We start from the raw sequence: 5,441 nt of genomic DNA on the forward strand, positions 1-5,441 counted from the left end.
GACCTTGGCACGGCGTTTGCGATGGTGAGGTGACGGGTTGCTTGGGTGATCCGAAACAAGTTTGCGGGATTGGGCAAAGGCGCCTGGTCCGCAGGATATCGACGTCCACATTGCTGGCATGGCGCCAGTGAGTGGGCGTTTTTTTTGGCTTGGCGTCAGCGATGGGATCACGCGAGACGTTTTCTATCCAGGTCGCAGTTGACCGAGAAACACAGGAGTTGGGGCAATGAACGAAGTCCATGGGAGCGGCCGGATGTGGGGTCGCAGTTTTGCACTGGCAGCTGCGCTGCTGACCAGCACCTCGGCGTGGTCTTGGACCGACGACGGCAAGGTGTGGCTGACAGGCGGCGTGGTAACGGTGGATGGCGCTGGCGGCGGCGGTGCGGTGCCGTGGGCGACGATCTCCGGCTACGAGACCCGCGACGGCATCAACGGCGGCGTGCACTACACCTATGCGCCGCTGGCCAACTACACGCTGCACTCCTATGGCGCGACCTGGGGCTTCTACGATCGCCTCGAACTGTCGTACACCAACAGCGTGCTGCCGGTGGACCTCAACAACCTGTCGACCGTCGCCCTGGTCGGCACCCTGCTGGGTGACAACGCCGCGCTGGGTACCGATCCGTGGAACACCGAGATCAAGATGGACATCTACGGCGCCAAGCTGCGCCTGTTCGGTGATGCCGTCTACAACTCGCAGAACCTGATCCCGCAGGTCGCCATCGGCGGCTTCTACAAGGTCAACAAGGACAAGACCTTCGTCGTCGACACCCTCGGCGCCTCCAAGGCCAAGGACTGGGAAGCCTATGTCGCGGCGACCAAGATCTTCTTCCCGATCAGCACGCTGATCAACGTCACCGCGCGCTACACCGCCGCCAACCAGACCGGCCTGACCGGCTTCGGCAGCTGTGAAGGCACCGGCAACTCCAAGACCTGCGACGACGGCAAGGAAGTGCGTCTGGAAGCCTCGATCGCCTACCTGCTGAACAAGAACACCGCCATCGGTGGTGAGTGGCAGCAGCACGGCAGCAACCTCGACGGCCGCAGCGTCAACGTCGGCGGTCTGGACCTCACCGGCCTGACCGATCTGCTCGGCATCCCGCTGACCGACGGCCTCGCCAACGCGCTGACCCAGCGCAAGGAGAGCGACTGGTACGACTTGTTCTTCGCCTACGCGCCGACCAAGAACCTCTCGTTCACGATGGCCTATCTGATGCTCGGCAACATCGCCGTCGCCCCGGGCCAGCACGGCTACTACCTGTCGATCCACGCCACGTTCTGATCGCAGATCGCATTGACGGAGACATCACATGAAACACTCACGTTTGAGCACTACCCTGATCGGCGCCGCCGCCCTGCTGTGCGCTGCGGTTTCCACCCCGAGCATGGCGCAGACCGGCAAGAGCTATGCGTTCCCGGGCATTCCCGACAGCTCCGTCGCCGACTTCGGCGGCGAGCGTGGCATCCATAACTGGGTCGAGAGCCTGTTCTACTACATCATGCTCGACAACCGCATCAACTGGATCTTCACCGAGTTCGGCAACGTCGAACGCCAGATCGCGCTCAATACCCAGCTCGAGCAGATGGTCCTCGGCGGCAACGTCGAATATCAGGGCGCCAGCATGGCCGCCGCACACGCCGACCTCGGCATCACCATGGAGCAGTTCAACGCCGTGGTCGAAGCCGCCTACATGGCCTGCGAACGCACCGTCACGCCCTATCACCTCTGCAATCAGCTGATTGCAGGTCTCGCTCCGTTCACCTTCGACATCGTGACCAAGTAGGTCCGCGCCGGACGCAGAAACGACGCGGCCCGGATTCGGCGGGGTTGAGCCGAACTTCGGGCCGCGGGTTGGGAAGCAGATTTTTCCTTGAATGACCTAGGGGGCCATGGAGTCATGAACAGCACACGCAGAACCTTGCAGACCACCGCCGCAACGCTGCTCGTGGCAGGTGTTGCATTCACACATGCTGCATACGCGCAGGATGACATCGTCGCAGAGAACGAGGTCAGCCATCCGCCCTGTGCGTTGGTGAAGACCGGCGATTCGATGGACTTTTCCGGATGCGCGGTCGGTGACACCGTCGTGCTGTACGGCGTCCATTTCGAATTCGACAAGTCGACCCTCACAGACGACGCCGAGAGCCTGCTCAACCAGGTTGCCGACGCGTTGATCAAACGTCCCGACATCAAGGTCGAGATTGCCGGCCATACTGACAGCAAGGGCTCCGATGCCTACAACCAGAGTCTGTCGGAGGCACGCACGGTCTCGGTGATGAACTATCTTGCCGCCCACGGCGTCGCCTCGGATCGCATGCGCGCGGTCGGCTATGGCGAGTCGCAACCGGTGGCGGACAACGCAACCGACGAAGGCCGCGCACTTAACCGGCGCGTCGAGCTGCGCATGACTGAAGCGGCACCACTGCCGACTCCGGCCCCGACGCCTGTACCTGTAGCTGTCGCTCCGGAGCCGCCGCCACCGGTGGTCAAATCGACGCCAGTACCGAAAAGCCTCTACAACAACGGCAAGGTGTGGCTGACGGGCGGCGTGGTGACGGTGGATGGCGCCGGCGGCGGCGGTGCGGTGCCGTGGGCAACGATCTCCGGCTACGAGACGCGCGACGGCATCAACGGCGGTGTGCACTACACCTATGCGCCGCTGGCCAACTACACGCTGCACTCCTATGGCGCGACCTGGGGCTTCTACGATCGCCTCGAACTGTCGTACACCAACAGCGTGCTGCCGGTGGACCTCAACAACCTGTCGACCGTCGCCCTGGTCGGCACCCTGCTGGGTGACGATGCGGCACTGGGCACCGATCCGTGGAACACCGAGATCAAGATGGACATCTACGGCGCCAAGCTGCGCCTGTTCGGTGATGCCGTTTACAACTCGCAGAACCTGATCCCGCAGGTCGCCATCGGCGGCTTCTACAAGGTCAACAAGGACAAGACCTTCGTCGTCGACACCCTCGGCGCCTCCAAGGCCAAGGACTGGGAAGCCTATGTCGCAGCGACCAAGATCTTCTTCCCGATCAGCACGCTGATCAACGTCACCGCGCGCTACACCGCCGCCAACCAGACCGGCCTGACCGGCTTCGGCAGCTGTGAAGGCACCGGCAACTCCAAGACCTGCGACGACGGCAAGGAAGTGCGTCTGGAAGCCTCGATCGCCTACCTGCTGAACAAGAACACCGCCATCGGTGGTGAGTGGCAGCAGCACGGCAGCAACCTCGACGGCCGCAGCGTCAACGTCGGCGGTCTGGACCTCACCGGCCTGACCGATCTGCTCGGCATCCCGCTGACCGACGGCCTCGCCAACGCGCTGACCCAGCGCAAGGAGAGCGACTGGTACGACTTGTTCTTCGCCTACGCGCCGACCAAGAACCTCTCGTTCACGATGGCCTATCTGATGCTCGGCAACATCGCCGTCGCCCCGGGCCAGCACGGCTACTACCTGTCGATCCACGCCACGTTCTGATCGCAGATCGCATTGACGGAGACATCACATGAAGCACTCACGTTTGAGCACTACCCTGATCGGCGCCGCCGCCCTGCTGTGCGCTGCGGTTTCCACCCCGAGCATGGCGCAGACCGGCAAGAGCTATGCGTTCCCGGGCATTCCCGACAGCTCCGTCGCCGAATTCGGCGGCGAGCGTGGCATCCATAACTGGGTCGAGAGCCTGTTCTACTACATCATGCTCGACAACCGCATCAACTGGATCTTCACCGAGTTCGGCAACGTCGAACGCCAGATCGCGCTCAACACCCAGCTCGAGCAGATGGTTCTCGGCGGCAACGTCGAATATCAGGGCGCCAGCATGGCCGCCGCACACGCCGACCTCGGCATCACCATGGAGCAGTTCAACGCCGTGGTCGAAGCCGCCTACATGGCCTGCGAACGCACCGTCACGCCCTATCACCTCTGCAATCAGCTGATTGCAGGTCTCGCTCCGTTCACCTTCGACATCGTGACCAAGTAATCAGCCTTCAGCACAAAGGACTGAGCGGCTCCGTGAACTGCGGTTCACGGAGCCTTCAGTGGGGGAGTGCTGAGATCGGAATGGTCCGCGACTTGCGGATAGATCCATCCTGTCCAGAGCCATGAAAACCAAACCTATGAGCAACTCATCTGCACTCTACCGGCCGGCTCCTGGCCGGTTCATGCTGTCAGGCGCCCTGGTGCTGCTGGCGGCGTTCGCACTGCTGTCGTCACCGCGTGCCCATGCGGCCGATGCCGCCGAAAGCTGCAAGCCGCCGATCTGTCGCCTGTTCCAGGCGCCGGATGCATTTCTGTCCGAGGTGTTCAACGGGGCCGTGCCGGCACCGCAGGTGCTGAGCCTGGACGCAGCGGCGCAGAGCCGGATCAGTGCGGTGTTCGGCCGGCCGTTCCCGCAATCGCGCGTGCGTTACTGGACCCAGGATGGACGCACGGCATGGATCTTCGATGATCTGGGCAAGAAGGGTTATCAGCCGACCACCAGTGGCTTTGTCGTGCGTGACGGCGGTCAGGTCGACGTGGCGCGGGTGCTGATCTACAAGGAATCCCGCGGCGAGCAGATCGGTGATGCGCCGTTCCTGGCCCAGCTGGCGGGGGCCAAGGCCAACGGCACCGGACTGGATGTGGCGGTCGACAACATCTCCGGCGCGACGCTGTCGGTGCAGATGATGGTGCGCATGGCGCGCACCGCAATCGAACTCAACGCTCTGGTGCCATGAACGCGCCGGTGCCGCACGCCATGCCGGCGCACGGACCGCGGTCGGCGCCCCGGCCGAACCTGCCGGCGCGTCTACGGCGCTGGCGCAGCCAGAACCTGCCGCTGCTCAAGCCGCGAGCGCAGCAGCAGCCCAAGCGCAACTTCACGATGGTGTTGCGCGAGTATCACAAGCGTTTCGGCATCTTTGCGTTCATCTTCATGGGCTGGCTGGGCTTTTCCGGCGTGCTGATGAACCAGAGTGTCAGCTGGGGTTTCGATGCCAAGCGCATCGACTGGCCCTGGCTGATGGCGATGTACGGTCTGCACGCCGAGGCGCCGCAGACCGGCTTCGTCGCCGGCAAGCACTGGCTGGCGATGACGCCGGAGTACACGCTGGTCGACGGCAAGCCGCTGGAGCAGCAGTTGCCGCCGGTGCTGGGCATGGCCCAGGGCGGTACGTCGAAGGATCCGCTGCTGTTCGTGGCCAGCAGCACCCAGGTCGCGATCCTGGCGGCGGACGGCAGTGTCGTGGACACCCTGCAGGACTACACGCTGCCGGTGTCGGCGGTGCGTCGCATCGGCATCACCGATGAATCGCCGGCGCGGGTGGCGATCCAGGATCTGGATGTCTTTGCCACCGTCGATGGTCTGGACTGGCAGGCGCTGCCGGCCAATGCGTCCATCACCTGGGTCGAGCCGGCTGATCTGTCGGCCGAGCGTCAGAAGCAGATCCTGCCGTACAC

At 63.6% G+C, this 5,441-nt stretch carries 6 protein-coding genes; all 6 read left to right on the forward strand.

Features of this window, described 5'->3' with window-relative positions; all coding sequences use genetic code 11:
* The first annotated feature begins 226 nt into the window (after positions 1-226).
* The gene (locus E4T66_RS21175; RefSeq protein ID WP_136852130.1) at positions 227-1,282 is read left to right on the forward strand and encodes a DUF3034 family protein; all 1,056 of its coding nucleotides are present in this window, start codon (positions 227-229) and stop codon (positions 1,280-1,282) included.
* Positions 1,283-1,310: 28 nt separating this feature from the next.
* Entirely contained in the window at positions 1,311-1,784 is a 474-nt protein-coding gene (locus E4T66_RS21180) for a group I truncated hemoglobin (protein WP_136852132.1), read from the forward strand.
* A gap of 114 nt (positions 1,785-1,898) precedes the next feature.
* Positions 1,899-3,482 (forward strand): DUF3034 family protein, encoded by a 1,584-nt coding sequence (locus tag E4T66_RS21185; RefSeq protein WP_248679836.1) that lies wholly within the window; start codon positions 1,899-1,901, stop codon positions 3,480-3,482.
* A 28-nt stretch (positions 3,483-3,510) separates the two neighbouring features.
* A complete protein-coding gene (locus E4T66_RS21190; RefSeq protein ID WP_136852134.1) occupies positions 3,511-3,984 on the forward strand; it encodes a group I truncated hemoglobin in 474 nt (157 codons plus the stop codon).
* A 136-nt stretch (positions 3,985-4,120) separates the two neighbouring features.
* A complete protein-coding gene (locus tag E4T66_RS21195; protein ID WP_136852136.1) occupies positions 4,121-4,720 on the forward strand; it encodes an FMN-binding protein in 600 nt (199 codons plus the stop codon).
* Positions 4,717-5,441, forward strand: a 725-nt coding sequence (locus E4T66_RS21200) for a hypothetical protein (RefSeq protein WP_136852138.1), incomplete at its 3' end; no start/stop codon positions are given. The genes E4T66_RS21195 and E4T66_RS21200, both read left to right, overlap by 4 nt.

Origin of the sequence: Sinimarinibacterium arenosum (assembly GCF_005047655.1) — a bacterium.
GTDB lineage: Bacteria > Pseudomonadota > Gammaproteobacteria > Nevskiales > Nevskiaceae > Solimonas.

What these genes read in the sequence shown, in the direction of transcription:
- E4T66_RS21175 (WP_136852130.1), top strand. Translation starts at nt 227, where the DNA reads ATGAACGAAGTCCATGGGAGCGGCCGGATGTGGGGTCGCAGTTTTGCA.
- E4T66_RS21180 (WP_136852132.1), top strand. Translation starts at nt 1,311, where the DNA reads ATGAAACACTCACGTTTGAGCACTACCCTGATCGGCGCCGCCGCCCTG.
- E4T66_RS21185 (WP_248679836.1), top strand. Translation starts at nt 1,899, where the DNA reads ATGAACAGCACACGCAGAACCTTGCAGACCACCGCCGCAACGCTGCTC.
- E4T66_RS21190 (WP_136852134.1), top strand. Translation starts at nt 3,511, where the DNA reads ATGAAGCACTCACGTTTGAGCACTACCCTGATCGGCGCCGCCGCCCTG.
- E4T66_RS21195 (WP_136852136.1), top strand. Translation starts at nt 4,121, where the DNA reads ATGAGCAACTCATCTGCACTCTACCGGCCGGCTCCTGGCCGGTTCATG.